General features: G+C 71.6%; 16 protein-coding genes, 2 tRNA genes and 2 pseudogenes. 10 read left to right on the plus strand and 10 right to left on the minus strand.

Annotation, left to right across the window (positions count from 1 at the left end; genetic code table 11):
* Positions 1 to 558: 558 nt before the first annotated feature.
* The 3 genes from AC0682_RS16925 to AC0682_RS16935 all read left to right on the plus strand — a co-directional run bounded on the left by AC0682_RS16925 (position 559) and on the right by AC0682_RS16935 (position 3,492).
* The gene (locus AC0682_RS16925; protein WP_478533601.1) at positions 559 to 861 is read left to right on the plus strand and encodes a thiolase C-terminal domain-containing protein; all 303 of its coding nucleotides are present in this window, start codon (positions 559 to 561) and stop codon (positions 859 to 861) included.
* 254 nt (positions 862 to 1,115) lie between these two features.
* A complete protein-coding gene (locus tag AC0682_RS16930; protein ID WP_478533603.1) occupies positions 1,116 to 1,682 on the plus strand; it encodes a SigE family RNA polymerase sigma factor in 567 nt (188 codons plus the stop codon).
* A gap of 157 nt (positions 1,683 to 1,839) precedes the next feature.
* Complete coding sequence (locus AC0682_RS16935; protein WP_478533605.1) at positions 1,840 to 3,492, plus strand: long-chain fatty acid--CoA ligase; 1,653 nt, start codon at positions 1,840 to 1,842, stop codon at positions 3,490 to 3,492.
* A gap of 81 nt (positions 3,493 to 3,573) precedes the next feature.
* On the opposite strand, the gene AC0682_RS16940 is transcribed toward AC0682_RS16935, so the two are convergent.
* Positions 3,574 to 7,950 carry a response regulator gene (locus tag AC0682_RS16940; protein WP_478533607.1) on the minus strand — a complete coding sequence of 1,459 codons (4,377 nt, stop codon included), beginning with the start codon at positions 7,948 to 7,950 and terminating at the stop codon, positions 3,574 to 3,576.
* A 214-nt stretch (positions 7,951 to 8,164) separates the two neighbouring features.
* A complete protein-coding gene (locus AC0682_RS16945; protein WP_478533609.1) occupies positions 8,165 to 8,716 on the minus strand; it encodes an SSI family serine proteinase inhibitor in 552 nt (183 codons plus the stop codon).
* A gap of 262 nt (positions 8,717 to 8,978) precedes the next feature.
* Here AC0682_RS16945 and AC0682_RS16950 point away from each other — a divergent pair.
* Both AC0682_RS16950 and AC0682_RS16955 read left to right on the plus strand, forming a co-directional pair.
* A tRNA-Ser gene (locus AC0682_RS16950) sits at positions 8,979 to 9,069 on the plus strand.
* A gap of 215 nt (positions 9,070 to 9,284) precedes the next feature.
* Positions 9,285 to 9,357, plus strand: a tRNA-Arg gene (locus AC0682_RS16955).
* A 98-nt stretch (positions 9,358 to 9,455) separates the two neighbouring features.
* Here AC0682_RS16955 and AC0682_RS16960 read toward each other — a convergent pair.
* The 3 genes and pseudogenes from AC0682_RS16960 to AC0682_RS16970 all read right to left on the minus strand — a co-directional run bounded on the left by AC0682_RS16960 (position 9,456) and on the right by AC0682_RS16970 (position 11,092).
* The gene (locus AC0682_RS16960; RefSeq protein WP_478533610.1) at positions 9,456 to 9,740 is read right to left on the minus strand and encodes a transposase; all 285 of its coding nucleotides are present in this window, start codon (positions 9,738 to 9,740) and stop codon (positions 9,456 to 9,458) included.
* 135 nt (positions 9,741 to 9,875) lie between these two features.
* Positions 9,876 to 10,346 (minus strand): NUDIX domain-containing protein, encoded by a 471-nt coding sequence (locus AC0682_RS16965; protein ID WP_478533611.1) that lies wholly within the window; start codon positions 10,344 to 10,346, stop codon positions 9,876 to 9,878.
* Positions 10,347 to 10,348: 2 nt separating this feature from the next.
* A pseudogene (locus AC0682_RS16970) lies at positions 10,349 to 11,092 on the minus strand (XRE family transcriptional regulator).
* Between the two features lie 105 nt (positions 11,093 to 11,197).
* Here AC0682_RS16970 and AC0682_RS16975 point away from each other — a divergent pair.
* The 4 genes and pseudogenes from AC0682_RS16975 to AC0682_RS16990 form a co-directional block, all read left to right on the plus strand.
* The gene (locus AC0682_RS16975; protein ID WP_478533613.1) at positions 11,198 to 11,428 is read left to right on the plus strand and encodes a hypothetical protein; all 231 of its coding nucleotides are present in this window, start codon (positions 11,198 to 11,200) and stop codon (positions 11,426 to 11,428) included.
* Positions 11,429 to 11,679: 251 nt separating this feature from the next.
* Positions 11,680 to 12,123 carry a glycine-rich domain-containing protein gene (locus AC0682_RS16980; protein WP_478533615.1) on the plus strand — a complete coding sequence of 148 codons (444 nt, stop codon included), beginning with the start codon at positions 11,680 to 11,682 and terminating at the stop codon, positions 12,121 to 12,123.
* A 75-nt stretch (positions 12,124 to 12,198) separates the two neighbouring features.
* Complete coding sequence (locus AC0682_RS16985) at positions 12,199 to 13,035, plus strand: protein kinase family protein (protein ID WP_478533617.1); 837 nt, start codon at positions 12,199 to 12,201, stop codon at positions 13,033 to 13,035.
* Positions 13,036 to 13,350: 315 nt separating this feature from the next.
* Positions 13,351 to 13,482 (plus strand): annotated as a pseudogene (locus tag AC0682_RS16990) (SAM-dependent methyltransferase); the annotation flags it as partial.
* 160 nt (positions 13,483 to 13,642) lie between these two features.
* Here AC0682_RS16990 and AC0682_RS16995 read toward each other — a convergent pair.
* From AC0682_RS16995 to sigJ, 5 genes are all read right to left on the minus strand, one after another.
* The gene (locus AC0682_RS16995; RefSeq protein WP_478533619.1) at positions 13,643 to 14,626 is read right to left on the minus strand and encodes a tetratricopeptide repeat protein; all 984 of its coding nucleotides are present in this window, start codon (positions 14,624 to 14,626) and stop codon (positions 13,643 to 13,645) included.
* Positions 14,627 to 15,247: 621 nt separating this feature from the next.
* Positions 15,248 to 15,781, minus strand: coding sequence for an NUDIX hydrolase (locus AC0682_RS17000; protein WP_478533620.1), 534 nt, complete (start codon positions 15,779 to 15,781; stop codon positions 15,248 to 15,250).
* 63 nt (positions 15,782 to 15,844) lie between these two features.
* The gene (locus AC0682_RS17005) at positions 15,845 to 16,120 is read right to left on the minus strand and encodes a hypothetical protein (RefSeq protein ID WP_478533622.1); all 276 of its coding nucleotides are present in this window, start codon (positions 16,118 to 16,120) and stop codon (positions 15,845 to 15,847) included.
* A 303-nt stretch (positions 16,121 to 16,423) separates the two neighbouring features.
* Entirely contained in the window at positions 16,424 to 17,776 is a 1,353-nt protein-coding gene (locus AC0682_RS17010) for an NAD(P)/FAD-dependent oxidoreductase (RefSeq protein WP_478533623.1), read from the minus strand.
* A gap of 96 nt (positions 17,777 to 17,872) precedes the next feature.
* Positions 17,873 to 18,817, minus strand: coding sequence for an RNA polymerase sigma factor SigJ (sigJ, locus tag AC0682_RS17015; protein WP_478533625.1), 945 nt, complete (start codon positions 18,815 to 18,817; stop codon positions 17,873 to 17,875).
* A gap of 83 nt (positions 18,818 to 18,900) precedes the next feature.
* On the opposite strand from sigJ, the gene AC0682_RS17020 reads away from it, so the two are divergent.
* Positions 18,901 to 19,116: an excalibur calcium-binding domain-containing protein gene (locus AC0682_RS17020; RefSeq protein WP_478533749.1), complete on the plus strand. Its 216-nt coding sequence runs from the start codon at positions 18,901 to 18,903 to the stop codon at positions 19,114 to 19,116.
* The last annotated feature ends 67 nt before the right edge of the window (positions 19,117 to 19,183 follow it).

The raw sequence follows: 19,183 nt of genomic DNA on the forward strand, positions 1-19,183 counted from the left end.
CCGACCCCCCCCCCCCCCCCACCCCCCACCCCCCCCCCCCCCCCCCCCCCTCCCTCCCCCCCCCCCCCCCCCCCCCCCCCACCGGCAGCTCCTCGGCCGCCCAGCAGCAGGCCGTGGGCCCCGGCGCCTCGAACCAGAACACCTCGGCCCAGGTCGGCCGCTCGGCCTTCACCGCCATCGACCAGTCGGACCGCAGCGTCGCCGTGAACTTCACCCCCTCCCTCTGGTGGCTCCGGAGGGGACGGCTCCGAGGAGGGCTCCTCCTCGGTGATCAGGCTTCCGGGGTCTTCCGGGGGGTGGGCCCCGGAAGTCTGAACGACAGCCCGTGCGACGGCACTTCGGTGCCCCGTACGGGCTGTCGCCGTTGCGCGCGGCCTTGACAGCGGACATGAACCTGATGAGCCATCGGAAACGGTCAGGTGTGGTGATCCGTGTCCTGGGAGGTCTCCGTGCACCTCGCCCCGCCGGTGGAGGTGTGTGGAGTGCGCCCGCGGTCTGCGCCGGTCGCCCGCCGTCGTCGTGGCGGCTGCGCAGGGGGCGAGCCGGTCGCAGGAGCAGATGACGAGCTTCGCCCGCGACGGGCTGACCGGGCCGCCGGAGACGAGGGTGGTCGCCCGGCAGCTCTGGTGCGGCGCGGGGCTGTCGGCGGCCGGCATCGATGGGGGAATCCTCTGCGACCACTTCACGCTGTTCGTCCTGATGCAGCTGGAAGCGTTCGGATTCTGCGGCCAGGGGAGGGCGGGCTTTCGTCGCGGCGGACACGCTGCCCTGAACACCCACGGGGGCCGGCCGGGGGAGGCGTACCTCCACGGGATGAACGGCATCGCGGAGCCCGTCCGGCGGCTCCGCGGCACCCCGTGAACCAGGTGGCGGGAGCGGCTGGAGCCCTGGCCGCGGCCGGTAGGGGGCCCCGGCGTCCGGGCTGATCCCGGGGGCTGGCGGTTGAGCCGCCCGCGTACGGACCCTGAGGTGGGGCGGGGGGACCCTTAAGGCCGGACGGTGGCCCGTCCGCCTTCAGGAGGTGGAGGGCGGACCACGCCTACAACCTGAGGCGGACGGGGCTTCGCGACCTGGGGGCGATCCCCCGAGCGGGCCCCGCTCCTAGCGTTGAGTACATGACCACGCCAGTCTGCACAGGCGCCCGCAGGGCGGCTTCCGCCACCGCCGCCGGCCACCACGCGCACACGCCGTACGCGTCGTTCTCCTCGTACGTCCGGGCTCGGGGCCCGGTCCTGCTGCGCACCGCACGCTCGCTCACCGCGAACCCGTGCGACGCGGAGGACCTGCTGCAGACCGCGCTCGCCAAGACGTACGTCGCCTGGGAGCGGATCGAGGACCACCGGGCGCTCGACGGCTATGTCCGCCGGGCCCTGCTGAACACCCGGACCTCGCAGTGGCGCAAGCGCAAGGTCGACGAGTTCGCCTGCGAGGAGCTGCCGGAGCAGGGCGGCACCCCGGCGCCCGACCCGGCCGAGGAGCAGTCGCTGCACGACGCGATGTGGCGCGCGGTGCTCAAGCTCCCGGACCGCCAGCGCGCGATGGTGGTCCTGCGGTACTACGAAGACCTCAGCGAGGCCCAGACGGCCGAGGTGCTGGGCGTCTCGGTCGGTACGGTGAAGAGCGCCGTCTCCCGCGCCCTCGGCAAGCTCCGCGAGGACCCGGAGCTGGCCCCGGTGCGCTGAATCCCCGTCCCGACGGCTTCGTGCTCCGAGCGCGTTCCGTACCGCGGGGGCGCGGCCCCCGGCAGGAATTTCCTCCCGCGAGTAGTGACATACCGCGTGGTATGTGCGCAGAATCAGCGCAACCCTACTGCCGCGTAGCGCCCACCGGGAGGACGCCGTGCTGAGCACCATGCAGGACGTACCGCTGACTGTCACCCGCATCCTGCACCACGGGATGACGATCCATGGGAAGTCGCAGGTCACGACCTGGACCGGCGAAGCCGAGCCGCACCGCCGCACCTTCGCCGAGATCGGCACCCGCGCAACCCAGCTGGCCAACACGCTCCGCGACGAGCTGGGCGTCGACGGCGACCAGCGTATTGCGACCCTCATGTGGAACAACGCCGTCCACGTCGAGGCGTACCTCGCGATCCCCTCCATGGGCGCCGTGCTCCACACCCTCAACCTCCGGCTGCCGCCCGAGCAGCTCGCCTGGATCGTCAACCACGCCGACGACAAGGTGGTCATCGCGGACGGCACCCTGCTGCCGCTCCTCGTACCGCTCCTGCCCCACCTGCCGAGCATCGAGCACGTGGTCGTCTCCGGCCCCGGCGACCGCTCGGCGCTCGACGGGGTGGGGCCGCGCGTGCACGACTACGAGGAGCTGATCGCGGGCCGCCCGACCACGTACGACTGGCCGGAGCTGGACGAACGCCAGGCCGCCGCCATGTGCTACACCTCCGGCACCACCGGGGACCCCAAGGGCGTCGTCTACTCCCACCGCTCGATCTACCTGCACTCCATGCAGGTCAACATGTCGGAGTCGATGGGGCTGACCGACAAGGACACCACGCTGGTCGTGGTCCCTCAATTCCATGTGAACGCGTGGGGGCTCCCGCACGCCACGTTCATGAGCGGCGTCAACATGCTGATGCCGGACCGCTTCCTCCAGCCCGCCCCGCTCGCCGAGATGATCGAGCGCGAGCGTCCCACACACGCCGCTGCCGTCCCCACCATCTGGCAGGGCCTTCTCGCCGAGGTCACCGCCAACCCGCGCGATCTCTCCTCCATGGCCAACGTGACCATCGGTGGCGCGGCCTGTCCGCCCTCGCTGATGGAGGCGTACGACAAGCTCGGCGTCCGGCTCTGCCATGCCTGGGGCATGACGGAGACCTCGCCGCTGGGCACGATGGCCCACCCGCCCGCCGGGCTGAGCGCCGAGGAGGAGTGGCCGTACCGCATCACCCAGGGCCGCTTCCCGGCCGGTGTGGAGGCCCGGCTGGTCGGCCCGGCGGGCGAGCACCTGCCGTGGGACGGCGAGTCGGCCGGCGAGCTGGAGGTACGCGGCCCTTGGATCGCCGCCGCGTACTACGGCGGGTCCGACGGCGAGCACCTGCGCCCCGAGGACAAGTTCAGCGAGGACGGCTGGCTGAAGACCGGTGACGTCGGAGTGATCAGCACCGACGGCTACCTCACCCTCACCGACCGGGCCAAGGACGTCATCAAGTCCGGGGGAGAGTGGATTTCCAGCGTTGAGCTGGAAAATGCCTTGATGGCCCACCCGGACGTCGCGGAGGCCGCCGTCGTCGCCGTGCCGGACGAGAAGTGGGGCGAGCGGCCGCTCGCGACGGTGGTCCTCAAGGAGGGCACCACGGGGGCCGACTACGAGGCGCTGAGGGTGTTCCTCGCCGATTCGGGCATCGCCAAGTGGCAGCTGCCGGAGCGGTGGTCGGTGATCCCGGCGGTGCCGAAGACGAGCGTCGGCAAGTTCGACAAGAAGGTGATCCGGAAGCAGTACGCGGACGGGGAGCTGGAGGTCACCCAGCTCTGAGACACCGGGGCGCTTGTTTCACGTGAAACAGGGCGGGGGCGGTACGGGAACTCCGTACCGCTCCCGCCCTGCTCTGTGCGGTCAGTTGGTCCCTATCTTCGCCAGCAGGTCGACGATCCGGGCCTGCACCTCGTCGCTCGTGGACCGCTCCGCCAGGAACAGGACGGTTTCCCCGGAAGCCAGCCGCGGCAGCTCCGAGGGGTCCAGGCCTGCCGAGGTGTAGACGACCAGCGGGGTGCGGTTGAGCTGCCCGTTGGCGCGCAGCCAGTCGATGATCCCGGCGCGCCGACGGCGTACCTGCATGAGGTCCATGACCACCAGGTTCGGCCGCATCCGGCCCGCCAGATCGACGGCCTCGCTGTCGGTCGCCGCGCGGGCGACCTGCATCCCGCGCCGTTCCAGGGTCTGTTCCAGCGCCCCCGCGATCTCCGCGTGCTCCTCGATCAGGAGGACGCGGGGCGGGTGCTGCTCGCTGTCGCGGGGGGCCAGGGCCTTGAGGAGGACGGCCGGGTCGGCTCCGTACGCGGCCTCCCGGGACGCCTGCCCCAGACCGGCTGTGACCAGCACCGGAACCTCGGCGGCGACGGCCGCCTGGCGCAGCGACTGCAGGGCCTTGCGCGTGATGGGTCCGGTCAGCGGGTCGACGAAGAGCGCGGCGGGGAACGCGGCGATCTGGGCGTCGACCTCCTCGCGGGAGTTGACGATCACGGGGCGGTAGCCGCGGTCGCTGAGCGCCTGCTGGGTCGGTACGTCGGGGGCGGGCCAGACGAGCAGCCGACGCGGGTTGTCCAGAGGCTCGGGCGGCAGCTCGTCGTCGAGGGGCTGGGGCTGCGGCCGGTTGGCGACCTCGACCGCGCCCCCGGGCCCGTCCAGTGGCTCCGGACCCTCGGCGCCCTCGTCGGGCGCCCCTATGGCGTACGCGCGCCCCTCGGGGACGCCGGGCGCGAGCAACTGGCCGGCCCCGGAGACCGTGGCCTGCGCCTCCTGGGACGGGTGCCGGGGCGCGGTCGGAGCCGTGGGCTGCTGGCCGGGCGCGCCCTGAGCGGCGGCAGTGGCAGCCGGGGCCGGGGCGGGCGGCTGGGCCGAGGGGCGCTCGCCCTCCGGCGGGGCGGCGAGCTTGCGCCGCCGACCGGCCCCCCCGAGGCTCTGCTGCGACGCGGCAGGCCGACTCGGCTGGACGGCCTGGTTGGGCTGGTTCTGCTGCTGGGGGAGGTGCTGGGCGAAGGGCACACCCTGGCCCAGCGTCCGCACGCTGAACGCCCGCCCCTGGGTGGAGTCCGGGTTGACGCCCGGTACCGGCTCCTCGGCGGGCAGCGGTTGCCGCCGCGCGTCCGGCACCGGATCGCCCGCTCCCGCGTCGGCCGGGTGCGGAGCGGGGCCGGTCGCCGCGGTTCCGGTGGTGTGGGCGGTCTGCCCGCTGCCGCCCCAGGACCGGTCGTCGGGGGCGGGCCGGGAGCCGTGCGGCGCTGCCTCGGGGACCGGAGCCTGCGGCACGGCGGCACCCCAGGACTGCTGGTCGTCGGAGGCGGGAGCGGGAGCCGGGGCGGGAGTGTGTGCCGGTGCGGGGGCAGGGGCCTGCGCCGCGTCGGCTGTGCCGGCCGGAGGCACGCCGGTGCCGGGCCAGTCGGCGTGGTGGGGCGCGTGCGGGGCCACGGGGTGGGCCTGCGGGGGCGTGTGACCAGCCTCGGCAGCGGTGCGCTCGTGGTGGCTGTCCTCGCCGGGTGGTGGTACGGGGGCGGCGCCCGGTGCCTGCACGGGGGCGGGTACGGCGACGGGGCCCGGGTCCAGCGGTGCCCGGTCCGCGTCTGCGGGCGGCAGGGCGAAGGCGGTACGCGGCCCGGCCTCGGCGGCGGCGCGCTCCTGGGCGGCGGCCAGCGCTCGGCGGGCCCGACGCCCGCCGGGCTGCTGGGCCTGGGGCTCCGCCTGGGCGGCCGGAGCCCGGGCGGGGGCCTGGCTGAGTGCGTGGGCTTCTTCCAGGGGCTGGTTCGGGCTGCCCGGAACCTGCTCCTGACCTGCACCCGTACCGCCGCTGCCGGCCGCGAGGGCAGGGAGTGCCGGGCGGTGGTCGCCGCCCTCACGCCGCGCCCGTCGCCCGGCGGGCGGTACCGGCTGCTGCGGGTCGGCCGGTACGCCCTGCGGCGGCACGGTCTGCCCGCGCTGGGGACGGCCTGCGCCCTGGGCGCCTTCGGCCGCGGTGACCACGGACCCCTCGGACGGCGCGGAGGGCGCGGCCGACGCCAGTGCGAGGGCCTGCCGCTGGGGCTGAGGCGCCTGGGGCCGGGCCTGCTGAGGAGCGGCGGTCTCCCGCTCGCCCTCGGCGGCTCCGACACCGGCCTGACCGCCCTGAGCAGCCCCGATGGCCAGCGGCCCGCTACCGCCGCGACCACCACCGGCGGGACCGCCCCCCGCCGCTCCGTTCTCCACCGTTCCGGCTCCCGCGGTTCCGGATCCGACCGCTTGGGCCTCCGCCGGGCTGGGCCGACCGCGCCGACGCCCCGACCCCTCGCCCTGCTGGGCCGGGATCAGCTCGGGGGCCGCCTGCTCCTCCGGGGCGCCGGGTCCACGGCGGGCCCGGCGCCGCCCGGTCGGCTCGGCGCCGGGGCCGTCCGCAGGGCCCCCCTCCGCCGGGGTCTCGGTCTCGGACGCCCCGGGGCTGTCCAGGAACGCGTCGGTGGACGACCGGCGCGCCCGGCGCCGTCCGCCGCTGGTGACGCCCGGCGCCCCGACGGCCTCGGCGGGCGGGGCCGGGGGTGGCGGGGACGGGTCGGCCGGTACGTCCACCGGCGCCTCCGGGGGCGCCATGGTGCCCGCACCGGCGCCGATCGGGAGGTCGAGCACGTACGCGCTGCCGCTCATCCCCGGCATCTCGTGGGTCTGGAGCACACCGCCGTGCGCCTGGACGATGCCGCGGACGATCGGCTCGTGCACCGGGTCTCCCCCGGCGAACGGCCCGCGGACCTCGATCCGTACGGCATCGCCGCGCTGGGCGGCGGCCACGACGACGGTCGAGTCGACGTAACCGCCCCCGGGGACGGCCCGGGTCTTGCCGGTCGAGTCGACACCGCAGACGTCCGCGACGAGGTGGGCCAGGGCGGTGGCGAGCTGACGGGCGTCGACCTCGGCCTCGATCGGAGGGGCGTGCACGGCGAACTGGGCGCGCCCGGGCCCGATCAGCTCGACCGCCCCGTCGATGCCGCCCGTCACGATCCCGTCGACCAGCGCGGGGGCCTTGTGCAGCCCCTCCACGCCCGCGTCGAGGCGCTGGTAGCCCAGGACGTTGTCGACGAGGGTGGTCATCCGGGCGTATCCGGCGGCGAGGTGGTGCAGGATCTGGTTGGCCTCGGGCCACAGCTGCCCGGCCGGGTCTGCGGCGAGCGTGGACAGCTCCCCGCGCAGCTCCTCCAGGGGCCCGCGCAGCGAACCGCCGAGGACGGCCGTGAGCTGGGAGTGCCGGGCGCCGAGGGAGGCGAGCCGCTCGGCCTGCTCCTCCAGCTCGGCGGCGTACCGCTCGCTCCGGTCGGCCAGCTCGGCGGTGTGGGCTTCCTTGAGCGCCTTCAGCTCGGCCGCGTGGGCTTCCTTGAGGGCGGTGACCTCGTCGGAGTGGCTCTTGGCCAGCTCGACGACGACGTTCTTGTGCTGGGCGGACAGCTCCTCGTACGGGCGGCGGTCGGTGAACGTCATCACCGCGCCGACGAGCTGGTCCCCGTCCCGTACCGGCGCGGTCGTGAGATCCACCGGCACCTGGGCGCCGCTCTTGGACCAGAGCACCTGGCCGCGTACGCGGTGCTTGCGCCCGGACTTGAGGGTGTCGGCGAGCGGCGACTCCTCGTACGGGAACGGCTCGCCCTCCGCACGTGAGTGCAGGATCAGCGGGTGCAGCTCCTGGCCGCCGAGGTCGCTGGCCCGGAAGCCGAGGATCTGGGCGGCGGCGGGGTTGACGAGGACGACGCGCCCGTCCGTGTCGGTGCCGACGACCCCCTCGGAGGCGGCGCGCAGGATCATCTCGGTCTGGCGCTGCGAGCGGGCCAGCTCGGCCTCGGTGTCGACGGTGCCGGAGAGGTCCCGTACGACGATCATGAGCAGCTCGTCGCCGGTGTAGCTGGAGTGGATGTCGTTGTACGCCGCCTGACCGCTGTCCAGACCGGCGCTGGTGACCTCGACCGGGTACTCGTGCCCGTCGGTCCGGCGCGCGATCATGCGCGTCGGCTTGGTCCTGCCCTGCTCGTCCGCGGCGTCGGGCCGCCGCATCGATCCCGGGATCAGCCTGGAGTCGAACTCCGGCAGCAGATCGAGCAGTCCGCGACCGACGAGCGCGGTCCCCGGGGTCTCGAACATTTCGAGGGCGATGGCGTTGGCGTTGACGACCGTGCCGTTGCAGTTGACGAGCAGGAGCCCGTCCGGAAGGGCATCGAGTATGGCTGCGAGGCGAGCAGTGCCTCGGGACGGCCTGCTGCTCACGACGACGCTTCCTCCCTGATTACCGCACCTTGCCGACAACCGGCCCCATCCTGCCTCTCGGGTCCCGGACTGTCACTGGAGGAGTCTAAGGCCAGGGGCGGGCCCCGGGGCGGCGGATGAGGGGCAGCTCTCACCAAGGTTCTGTGTGCGCGATGTATGCCGCCGGCCCCTGACGTCGGCGGACGCGGGGCGGCGGCCGGTGGCCCGCCGGGCCCTACCGAAGGTCGGGGAGGACCGGCACCAGGTTGTTCCAGCGCGCGATCTCGCAGCCGTCGCCCCGGGTCACGGTGGTGTCCACGGCCCGGCCCTCCCAGGTCCCGACGATGCGGGCGGAGGCGTCGCCGCCGTAGATCATGGTGCACATGGTCCCCTGGGGCGCGGGCCGGAACAGGTCCTGCCCGGCCCGTGCGCCCCCGATCTCCGCGAGCCGGTCGCAGGCGCCCTGCCGCTCCGGGTGGCTCCCCCCGGTGGGGCCGCAGGTCAGCTCGAACGTCCCGTCGGCACCGGCCACCCCGGAGCGCTCCACGGTCACGGTGAGCCGGGTCCGTGCGGCGGGCTCGCCCTGGCCCCCGTTGCCGCCCCCGCCCAGGAACGAGGGGAGCGGCGGCAGCGGCACGGGCAGCGGTCCGAGGGCGGGCTGGACGGCCGAGAGCGGCCCGGAGGTCGGCAGTGCGGACGGGCCGTGCCCGGAGGCGGACGCGGCGGGCGCGGTGGCGCTCGCCGCGGCGAGCGTGACGACGGCGGTGAGGGCGAGACGACGCAGCATGCGGGCTCCTGTATCTCGGCTAGCTCTGATCTCGCTAGCGCGGCAATCTCAGCGAGGGCGGCGGGCGAGGAACACGCCCCACCGACGGAGGCCGAAGCCCCACGCCTCTCTAACGCGCCTCCCGCCCGGACGTTGCGCCAGCACGCCGAAGTGCTTTGCCCTGGCCCCCGCATCGCTAGTAACGTGAGCAGCGATTGGTGGCACGACGGTCGACTGTGTCATCATCTGCACGCACCACTCGCGTCCGCGCGAGGTGTGTGGAGGAGGCGTCGCCTAGTCCGGTCTATGGCGCCGCACTGCTAATGCGGTTTGGGTCTTAAAGCCCATCGAGGGTTCAAATCCCTCCGCCTCCGCTCCACCCCGAAGCCCCGTGCCCCAGGCACGGGGCTTCGGCCGTTCCTGACCCTCGGGGCGGGCGCGCGGCGTGGTCAAGGGGCTGGCGGAGATCCGTCCGGAAAGGTGTTTCCGCAGGTCAGAGGCGGTGGGGGCAATGGATTTCGCGTCACGGCGCAGGTCATGTAATGTTGTTCCCGCAACGCCGACCAGGCAGAAAAGCCCGGAACGCCAAGCACTCGTAGCTTAACGGATAGAGCATCTGACTACGGATCAGAAGGTTGCAGGTTCGAATCCTGCCGAGTGCACAGCAGACCAGAGGCCCTGTGGAGAAATCCACAGGGCCTCTGGTTTTTGCGTTGACGGCAGTGTGTGACGCTGAGGTTGAAAGGGTGAGGTGACAGGGCTACGGAGGCTCCAGCCCGAGTCCAGTCTCGGCGATGAAGCCGTCGAGGATCTCGGGGCGGCGTTGGATGCCGCGCAAGCGGTTCTTCACGAGTGGAGTGAGGTCGTCGATCGTCCGGGGTGCGAGGTTGGCCAGGGACTTCTTCAGGTGGGCCCACACGCCTTCGACCGGGTTGAGGTCGGGTGCGTAGGGCGGGAGTTTGACGATGGTCAGCCAGTCGCTATTGCGTTCGCAGAACTCCCGCAACGCCTTGGCGTGGTGGGTGCTGGCGTTGTCCCACACCACGATCAGCGGGGGAACCTCACCAACGGCGCCGGACGTAGGAACCCATGCGCGGCTCAACACGCTCCCCCCGATCGAGCAGGGACCGTGCCGGATCACGCTCCGATCGAGCTCCTGAAACGGGTGTCGCAGGTTCGATCATCCGAGATAAGGCCGCTCACGGTGCTCCAGGAAGTGACGGATCCGGAGCCGCTGCGTGTGGTGCATCGGCAGTTGAGTTGTCTCTTCCGGCTGGACGAACCGCAGCTCCGTGGACTCGTCCGAGATCGCGAGCCGGCCCCCGACCACGCGGGCGGTGAAGCAGACGTTGAACTGCCTGCGCACCTCACCGTCCGAGTAGGCGATGACGTGGCGAGGGTCGGTGTACGTGCCCACGAGCCCGCTGATCTCTACGTCCAGACCGGTTTCTTCCTTCACCTCGCGGACGGCCGTTCCCGGGAGTGAGTCGGTGATCTCCATACCGCCGCCTGGCAGCGCCCAGAGATCGTTGTCCCGTCGGCGCTGAAGGAGAATGCGCCCATCGTCGTCGGTGACCACGGCGGACGCTGCGACCACCAGGCTGTTCGGCTCCGGTGCCGCTGGGTCGTCGTAGTACTCGGTCCGCGCCATGGTCACCCTTCTCGTACCGGCGTCGCGGCTCCCCACACCGCGTCGAAGCTGCTGGCGTAGGTGTCGAACATGCCGCCCTTCCCGCTGCGCCGGAGATGCCACACGGGAGCACCGTAGGCGTTCACGCCCCAGACATGGGCATTGACCAGTGCCTGGTCATCCGCGCGATAGATCGAGTTGTAGAGCGTGGTGGCATGGGTTCGAACCTCGATGCCAGGTACCCCGGCAAGCGGGCGGTGGTGCATGAGGGCGAGTCGGCAACGGGACTCGATCCCGTGGCCGAACCTCTCTTCCGCGCCGCGCTGTTGGACATTCGTACTGTCCGGGTCGCCGATCGCGATACGGACCGCACACCCGTCGTCCGCTCGCTCTCGCAACATGTCGTTGAGCCGCGGGTACGCCTCGTGCAGGAAGACTGCGGCGTACACCAGCACGTCGATGTGCTCGCGCGCCTGGGTCAGCATGTCCACGAAGGTGGACGTGGGGATGTCCGACCGCTGGTCGTAGAGAGCCACAAGTTCCGGACTGACAGCGCGGGCAGGGCGTGCCTGCCGGAGCGCAGGCCATAGAGCGTGCACGTCTTCTCCTAGTGTTTCCGCTGCCAGCATGGCCGTGGCACGGCGCGGCGTACGCCCCAGATTGACCTATCTTTCAACGGACTTGGGATCGACTTCGGCCTTGTCCGCAAGGGCGGCATACGTCCAGCCGCCGGCCGCCATGGCAGCACGTAATCTCTCGTTCGGCATCTCAATCTCTCCTAACACCCGGGGACGGCACCCGACGCGGGACGTCCCGAAGTGGGGTTTGTCGGAGGTTCCGGCGTCCTGATGAGCGGCAGGATCCTCGTCCGCATGGCGAGCAACCAGCAGACCAGACCAGGCATCGGTGAATTGGCGAATGACACCGCCAGGGGACGTATCGGCGTCGTCATGGGCGAGGTCGGCGGCCGTGTGCAGATACGGCCGATCCGCGGCGGCTCGGAGTGGGATGCCATGCCGGACAACGTCGTGACGCCGAGTGCGCGGGAGGAACTGAGCGCACGTCTGGCCATCCGGAACGCCAACACTCGGGACGGGCTGTGATGCGCGCCGTCGGCCGGTATGCGGGAGTCCTGTTCATCGTCATGATCAGCGAGTCGTGCGGCCTGGTGATCGGCATGGCTCTCGCCGTCGGCCAGTAGACCGGCCGCCCCGAACGGGTGCCAGTTCCCCGGCTCCCCGTCCCCGTTCGGGGCCGGCCTTCCAAGCCCGCCTTCTGGTCGTCCTTGAGCCGTGGCTCAGCGACCGATGCGGGAGGTAAGTGCCACGCACCGCCACACACAAGGAGTAGTCGCATGACGGCAACGGCGAACGGTCAGAGGACCGGTCGCGCGGTGGCTGGTGAGGAGTTGTTCGAAAGCCTCGCCCACTTCGTGGTCGTCCACAACGGGCAGTCGCCCGAGCGTGCCCAGCGGATCGCGGACCAGGCCGTGGCCTTCTTGGTCACCGCCGCCACCGCCACCGTTCCCATGGTCCCGTCGGACGACGTGGACCTCGGGCTGCACGCGCTCATCCTGCACACGAAGGAGTACGCGGCCCTGTGCGAGCGGTACGCGGGCCGCTTCCTGCACCACAACCCGGCGCCGGGCGGCGGGGCCCGTGACCCGGAGAAGGTCGCCGCCTCCGCGCACGCCATGAAGGCGGCCGGGTTCATGGTCTTCGACGACCTGTGGACCGTGGACGGCACCAACCTCGCGCAGTGCGACTCGGACTGCGGCCGACCGTACGGTCAGGCGTAGCACACGACAGCAGCGACGCGGCCGACCACGAGTCGTGGCCGGCCGCGTTCGCCGGAACCGGAAGGAGAAGAGACGTTGTCCGGGTCACCCCCTGAACTGCCGATCGTGGTGCTAGACGCCCTCATGCCTACGGCTCAGCGCCTGGTGGTGGACCGCCGGGGCTCCACGGTCTGGGAGGTGGAGAGCCATCGGGGTCGCTACGCCGTGAAGCTCGGTCATCCGATCGAGGCCACAGCCGACTGGCCCGCCCAGCCCTGGACCGCGCTCGCACCCGCACGCGAGGGGGCCGTGCTGCATCGCCTCGGCCTGGATGACCTGGCGTACGGCGAGTGGGAGCGCGGAACGTGGAACCTCCAGCCGTGGCACGAGGGGCCGGACCTCTACCGACTGTGGGAGTCCTGCCGCGCAAAGGACTCGCCTTTCGAACCGCACACCGGCGACGCCCTGGGCTGTGTCGAGGCGCTGGCCGAACTCCACGCCAAGGGCTGGGCGCACGGTGACGTACAGCCCGCCCACTTCATCGTCGGGCCGGAGCGGACGCACCTCATCGACCTCGCTCTTGCCCGGGGCGGGCACGTACCCGAGGGGTACGACTTCCCGTTCCGCGGCTGCCTCGTCCACTACGAGGCTCCGGAGATCGCGCGCAGCGTGCTCGCGACCGGAGAGGCCGAACCCACGCAGGAAGCCGACGTCTACGGACTCGGCGCGTCTCTCCTCATCTCCACCACCGGGTGGCGAGCCATGGAGTATCCGGACGACGCTCCGCGCCCCATCCAGAGAGAGGCGGTGGCGAACGGCAAGCGCCGGCCCGTGAAGGCTCCCGGTCCGCTGGGCGAGCTGATCGACGCGATGCTCAGCCATGCCCCGGAGGATCGGCCAACCATCTACGAGGTGGGCACAGCCCTGAGCTGACTCCCAACAACCAAAGACCGGAGCACCCCTCAGCCTGGACAGCATTCCGCGTGGTCCGGTCGTGGAATTCCAGTCAGGAACCCGGTGCCCAAGGTACCGGGGTAGTTGACGTGCTCGCACACGGGTGCTACGTCAACCCCGTTTCTACGTTGTCGAGTTGGAGAGGGGTCCTGACCTGAGACACCGAGAGTCAGCCACGGCGGCGGGTGCGTCGAACGAGCACCCGTCACGTGTGCTTCCAGCAACCACCTGCCGGTCTCAGCCACGCTTCTTCCATTCGTCACGGCCTCGCCCTCATCCCGGCCTGAGCGATGGAGACGCGTCCTCTTCCCGCGCGAGCTCGAACAGTACGCGGAGCGTGTCGGCTTCGAGATCCTGGACATGATCGATGGCTCCGGAGTCGGCCTCGTCGGGCCGACTGCGTACACCGTGGCCAAGTACGCCTGACGTGACCAACGCATGGCGAGGAGCGTGACAGGGCCAGGCCGCCCGACGGGAAACCGGGCTTGGCCAGGGCCAGTATCCGTGGGAGGACCTTGCAGCGTGGATGACTGCCGTGGGCACGGAGTTCCGCTCCGGTTCACGGCAATCATTGAGCGTGGTGTGTTCAGCGCTTGCTGATGCGGCGGGCCTTGGCCACGAGTCTCCGGGGCAGCTCCGGCCCCGCGCACGCGTAGTCGATCAGCAGGTTCCGGTACGAGGTGTTCGCGAGTTCCGGCGCCAGGTCGATCAGCGCCCGCAGGTCGTCGGACGAGCCGGACAGGCGTGCGCGATAGGCGGCACCCGCTGCGCGCAGGGAGGCTTCATGGGGTTCGTGTCGCAGGCCCTGTTCGACGAGGGCCACCGCTGCGGCGAAGTCGGCCTGCAAGGCACGCACGTCGGCAAGGTCCAGGTAGAGGGACCAGTTGGTGGCGTCCAGCGCCAGGGCCTGTTCGAAGGCCGCCGCAGCCTGGTCCAGGTCGCCCATCGCCCGCCAAGTGTTCGCTCGCGCGACCGCAGTCCACATGACCCGATCGACGGCATCGGCGCGGTCACAGAGGGCGAAAGCCAGCTCGTAGCGGCCGCAGGCCCGGGGCAGCCGGGCCATAGCAGCCAGCGACTCCGGTACAGGACTGCGTTCGGAGATCACGTCGAGGGCATGGAACCAGGGCGTGAACCGCTCCCGCATCTCTTCGGTATCCAGGTCGTGGCCGTAGTCCAACGCTCGCAGACACGCCTCCGCCAACGCCTCGGCACTCACCACGCCGAGGAACCGCGGATCGCCGAACCAGGGGGCGCTGCCCCAGGCCACGTCGGGCCGCACCCCCGTGACCGAGCCAAGGGCCATCACCGCGTCGTCCATGTCCCCGTCGAGGAACAGGAAGTACGCCTGTGCCAGCACAGCGCTCAAGGAGCCGTCTCCTTCGAGGCCCTTCTTCAGCTCTGAGCGCCGGTCCTGCCACAACTCGGCGAGGGCCGCATAGGGCTCCGGGGCCGCCGGCGCGGAGGCTATCGCTCCCACCAGAAACTCCACGGCGCCGACCGGGCTTCCGCCGCAGTGCGCCATTACACCGGCGAGAGTGACTCCCGCTGCCACTGACTGATTCGACATTGCCGGAGAATATCCGTGGCCAGAGGTTCTGTGAAACCTTCCGCTTGCACGGCGGTGCAGCCATCAGTGATCCGTAATTGACGGCAACCCTGACGGCAACGACGGCACACAGAGGCCGATGATCACCGCCACCGGCGATCACTCCGGGAGGAGGCGGGCTACCCTCCCGAGGGGCTGCCCGATCCTGCGGATCAGAAGGTTGCAGGTTCGAGTCCTGCCGAGTGCACAGCAGGCCAGAGGCCCCCAGGAGAGATCCCGGGGGCCTCTCGCGTTGCCCGTACGGCAGCGAAGTACGGCAACCGTGTCAGCCGGTACCGCCCACGCGTCCGAAGTTTCTTTACTGGATCAAGGCGGCCCGCTGGCTCCATGTCTCCGCCCCCGCCCGCAGCGGCCCCCGCCCGCTCGCGCCGCAAAAGCCCGAGAGGCGGGCAGCCAGATCCGTGAAGAACCCCGACAGCTGCCCCACGACGGGCACGGCCAGTGGGAGCGGGGTGCACGCCAAGTCCGCACCGGTCGCCGCGGATTGCCGTTCAACCAGCCGTGACCCGGGCAGTCGGCCTACCGCCTGTTCGTCAGACGAGTGGACGTGCTCGGCCCGGGACGTGCTGGAGCGCCCTCGGGTCAGCGGATTGCCTCGTCCATGAGGATGTAGAGCAGGCCGACCAGGGATCCGCTGCTGACGATTTCGCGGCGGTCGACCATGGCCCGGATGTCGGCCAGGGGGATCCACTCGATGCGGTCCGACTCGTTCCGCTCGGTCGGGGGGCCTTCGTACGTGGCTCCGTCGGCGCGGAAGAGGTGGTGCTGCGAGTCGGTGATGCCGTTGGCCGGTTCGGCGTAGATGAGCGGCTTGATCGGGCCGGGGCGCCAGCCGGTTTCCTCCAGGACTTCGCGGGCTGCTGCCTCCGCCGGGGTCTCGTCCTGTTCCACCAGGCCCATGGGCAGTTCCCAGGCCCAGGTATCGGTGATGAAGCGGTGGCGCCACATCATGAGGACCTCGTGGCGCTCGTTGACGACGGCGGCCACGGCCAGGTTCCGGAGCCTGACGACGTGGTGGTCGAAGCGGTTTCCGTCCGGGGTCTCGATGTCGGTGACCCACAGGTCCACCCAGTGGTTCTCGTAGACCGGGCGTTCCCCGTGGATCTTCCATTGCATCGCTGCGGCCCCTCTCGATCAGGGTGTTCAGCATCGCAGAGTCGGCCGGGGAGGCGGCGGGATTCAGGTGTGCACGTCGGTGATGCGGGTCTGCGCGTTCATGACCACATCGTGGAGGCGTCCCGGCCGTACGCCCTCCCGTGCCATCCACGCGTCGAGGCGGGGGCGCAGGTAGTGGGCCATCCAGGGGCCGTGGCGGCGTAGGGCGGAGCGGTGGGTCGAGATCTCTTCCTGGATCTCCCGCCGCAGGTCGTCCGTCCAGCCCTGCTCGCGGTCCTTCGGTTCCAGAGGGGCCTTCAGGGCGGACACTGCCTTGTCCAGAGCTTCCGTCAGGTCCACAGCTCTCCCGCTACGAGTCTCTCCGAGGCCGACTGCGGCAGTACTGTACCGAAGCCTGAAGGCCCTGCTCACGGGGATTGTGGGCGGGGCCTGCTGGAGAGCGTCACGGAGCCGGAGCGGGCGTCGACGAGGGCGGCGGGGTGGGGGCGGGTGGCGGTGGTGATGCTGCCGGCCGTTGCGCTCCCGTGGTGCTCTTCGTGCTCTGAGGTCGTGAACGCTCGGCCGGAGTGGCCGTGTTGTCCGAGCGGGGCGCCCAGGATCCCGCGGATGTGGAGCGTCTCCGGGGGACCCTGGGGCGGAACCTCAAGCGGTTGTGGCGTCCGCCGGTGCCGACGTGGGAGCCGGCGTCGGAGTGGGCTTGACGACGAGGGGGCGGCGGCGGGTGGGGACGGCCAGGGTCGGGTTGGCCACGCCCCAGGCCGCGCCCTTGCAGACCAGCTCCTTGTAGAGCGCGGCCAGGCGGCCGGTCAGGGCGGCGGTGCGGGCGCGGTCGTCGGCGGTGACGTACTGGATCAGGCCCTCCTTGCGGCCCAGCGAGATGCACTGGTTGAAGTAACGCCGCGGAATGGTGGGGGACTTGGTGCCGGTCAGGCGGGCCGCGATCGAGTCGGCGGCCTGCCAGGCCATGGGCACGCCCGAGGCGCACGACATGCGGAGCGGCTTGTCGCCGGGGCCCTGTGCCAGGGCCGCGTCGCCGATGGCGTACACGTCCGGGTGGGAGAGCGAGCGCATGGTGCCGTCAACCTCGATCCGGCCCGTGGCGTCGGTCTTCAGCGTGGTCGCCCGCGCGATCGGGTGGGCCGTGAAGCCGGTCGTCCAGACCGTGACCGACGCGGGCATGTCGCCTTCCGTGGTGGTGATGTGGTCGGCCTCCACCCCGGTGACCGTCGTGTTCTCGCGCACCGTGATGCACAGGCCGGCCATGACCTTCCGCAGGTGGCGGGCGCCCTTGGGGGAGAGCCAGTCGCCCAGGGCGCCTCGGGCGGCGAGGGTGACCTTGAGGTCGGGGCGGGCCTCGGCGATCTCGGTTGCCGCCTCCAGGCCGGTGAGCCCGCCGCCCACGACGACCACGGGCTGCCCGGCGCCCAGGGCGGCCAGGCGTTCGCGCAGCCGGAGGGCGCCGGGGCGGCCCGCGATGTCGTGGGCGTGCTCGTCGACTCCGGGGACGTCGTGGGTGGCCCAGGTGGAGCCGAGGGCGTACACGAGGGTGTCGTACGGGAGTTCCTCGACGCCGGTCGTCTCGGAGGCGGCGCCGACGGTTCCGGTGGGCCTGTCGGTTCCGCCGGTTGCCTCGGAGGCGGTCCCACCGGTTCCGGTGTTCCTGGTGCCCCGGCCGTTCCCGGCGGCCTCGGATGCCCCGGCCCCTGTGATCGATACGGTCCTGCGGTCCGCGTCGACGGCCGTGACCCTCGCGAGCCGCAGCCGCACCCCCGTACCCGCGAACATCTCGCTGAACGGGCGGGGCCTGAGCTCCTGCCCGACCGCCAGCTGGTGCATCCTGACCCGCTCGACGAAGTCCGGCTCGGCGTCGACGAGGGTGATGGCGACATCCTCGCGGGGCAGCCGCCTGGCGAGGCGACCGGCGGCGGTCGCTCCGGTGTATCCCGCCCCGATGACGACGATGCGGTGCTGTCGGTGTCCGTGTCCGTGCTGCATGACGTGTACTCCTGTCTCACGCGGCTTCGCCCCTTGAACCGGGCAGCCCGTCGATTTCTGACAGGAGTGGAGTGTGAGCTGCGTCACGCGGACGGCTCAGAAGGCGTGGAACAGGGGGTCCCCGTGCTCCGTGGCCGCCCACCGCCTCGTGGCGCGCTCCAGCTTGTCGGGGTTGGCCTGGCTGCGGAACGCGGCGATGCCCTCCGCCGTGACCTCCAGGCACAGGATGCCCACGACCCGGCCGTCGACCACCGCCACCAGCGCGGGGGAGCCGTTGGCGGTCGTCGCGTGGATCTCGGCGGAGCCGCCCAGCAGGTCTCGCTTGGCCTTGCCGGGCTTGAACAGGCCCCGCATGAACTTCGCGACCGCCACGGCCCCCTCGAACGCCTTGGTGCGGGCCGGCACCTTTCCGCCGCCGTCGCCCACTGCGATGGCGTCCGAGGTCAGGAGCCGTACGAGCGGTTCGGTCCGCCCGCTGGTCGCGGCGGCGAGGAACTCCTCGACGACCGGCCGGGCGGCCTCCGCGTCGATCTCCGTACGGGCCCTGCCCTCCGCGATGTGCTTCTTGGCGCGGTGGAGGAGCTGCTGGCAGGAGGCCTCGGTGATGTCGAGCATCTCCGCGATCCTCCGGTGCGGGTAGTCGAACGCCTCCCGCAGTACGTACACCACCCGCTCGTTGGGCGAGAGCCGCTCCATGAGGGCGAGTACGGCGTACGAGACCGACTCCCGCTGCTCGGCCGTGTCGGCGGGGCCCAGCATCGGGTCCCCGGCGAGCAACGGCTCCGGCAGCCACTGGCCCACGTACGACTCGCGCCGTGCGCGGGCCGAGGTGAGCTGGTTGAGGCAGACGTTGGTGAGGACCTTGGTCAGCCACGCCTCGGGGACCTCGATGCGGTCGACGTCGGCGGCCTGCCACCGCAGGAACGTGTCCTGTACGGCGTCCTCCGCATCGCTCGCCGAGCCGAGCAGCCGGTAGGCGATGGACTCCAGACGGGGCATGGAGGCCTCGAACCGGTCCATGTGCGTCTGCGTCAGCGCCATGTTCGGATCCTAGCTCCGGCGGGGGCCGGGCGGGCAGGGGCGGGCCGGTGCCCTGAAGGCCGACGTCCACGCCGGGCCTCATGATGAGGCTTTCGGGCCAGGCGGGTGGATTCCTGTCCGTGCCGCCGGGGTCCTGCTCGTGGTGTTCTCGCTGGTGGTGGGCGGGGCCTGCCGGCTGTACGGGCGGCGGGGCGGGCGCGGCGCCTGCGGTCCCGTCTGAGGGGTTCGCAAGACCCGGATACAGGGCCGAGCTGGACCGGGACAAGGACGGGACCGCCTGCGAACCGGACGGCTCCTGAGCACGCGTCGGCGCACCTGGACGGGGTAGCCGGAGCAGTACGGGGTGTGAGGGACGCCCCGGCTCGG

This window comes from Streptomyces sp. NPDC043746 (assembly GCF_056436485.1).

Bases quoted from the DNA above. Each gene is read 5' to 3' on its own strand.
- AC0682_RS16925 (WP_478533601.1), top strand. From the start codon at position 559: ATGACGAGCTTCGCCCGCGACGGGCTGACCGGGCCGCCGGAGACGAGG.
- AC0682_RS16930 (WP_478533603.1), top strand. From the start codon at position 1,116: ATGACCACGCCAGTCTGCACAGGCGCCCGCAGGGCGGCTTCCGCCACC.
- AC0682_RS16945 (WP_478533609.1), bottom strand. From the start codon at position 8,716: ATGCTGCGTCGTCTCGCCCTCACCGCCGTCGTCACGCTCGCCGCGGCG.
- AC0682_RS16965 (WP_478533611.1), bottom strand. From the start codon at position 10,346: ATGGCGCGGACCGAGTACTACGACGACCCAGCGGCACCGGAGCCGAAC.
- AC0682_RS16975 (WP_478533613.1), top strand. From the start codon at position 11,198: ATGGCGAGCAACCAGCAGACCAGACCAGGCATCGGTGAATTGGCGAAT.
- AC0682_RS16980 (WP_478533615.1), top strand. From the start codon at position 11,680: ATGACGGCAACGGCGAACGGTCAGAGGACCGGTCGCGCGGTGGCTGGT.
- AC0682_RS16995 (WP_478533619.1), bottom strand. From the start codon at position 14,626: ATGTCGAATCAGTCAGTGGCAGCGGGAGTCACTCTCGCCGGTGTAATG.
- AC0682_RS17000 (WP_478533620.1), bottom strand. From the start codon at position 15,781: ATGCAATGGAAGATCCACGGGGAACGCCCGGTCTACGAGAACCACTGG.
- AC0682_RS17010 (WP_478533623.1), bottom strand. From the start codon at position 17,776: ATGCAGCACGGACACGGACACCGACAGCACCGCATCGTCGTCATCGGG.
- sigJ (WP_478533625.1), bottom strand. From the start codon at position 18,817: ATGGCGCTGACGCAGACGCACATGGACCGGTTCGAGGCCTCCATGCCC.
- AC0682_RS17020 (WP_478533749.1), top strand. From the start codon at position 18,901: ATGAGGCTTTCGGGCCAGGCGGGTGGATTCCTGTCCGTGCCGCCGGGG.